This is a genomic window from Virgibacillus profundi (assembly GCF_002287375.1).
Taxonomy (GTDB): domain Bacteria; phylum Bacillota; class Bacilli; order Bacillales; family Amphibacillaceae; genus Virgibacillus_K; species Virgibacillus_K profundi.
Genome location: NZ_NPOA01000113.1, coordinates 1 through 385, shown reverse-complemented (window position 1 = coordinate 385; position 385 = coordinate 1). Strand labels below are relative to the sequence as shown.

The window sequence follows — 385 nt, the reverse complement described above, 5'->3', positions numbered from 1 at the left end:
ATCACGGGAAGTAAAAGTCGTAACAAGGTTTCCGTAGGTGAACCTGCGGAAGGATCATTAACACGTATCCAACGTATCAACCCCTTTATACGAACCATTAACCCGCCCTTTGACTACGTTTGAGTCTAGTTTTACCGCTAGGCAAAGCAGCTTGCAGCTGGGAACGGCTGTATTGCTGGCGCTCTGGGAGAGAGAGGCTTCGGCTTTTCCCTTCACATCCGCGTAGTACTGTGTGCCTTTTTCTTTCAACCCATTCTCTGGTTTGACGAAATTAACGCTTCTTGTTGGGCTCTTCGGAGCCTGCAGGATTCTAATTATTAAACGCTGAACAACTTTTAGCAACGGATGTCTTGGTTCTCGCATCGATGAAGAACGCAGCGCGGAC

Annotated in this window: 1 protein-coding gene; it reads right to left on the bottom strand. The window is 48.1% G+C overall.

Going from position 1 to position 385, the window contains the following annotated elements; translation table 11 throughout:
* Nucleotides 1-57: 57 nt before the first annotated feature.
* The coding region (locus CIL05_RS22495; protein ID WP_206207831.1) for a hypothetical protein at nucleotides 58-385 on the bottom strand (328 nt) is incomplete at its 5' end.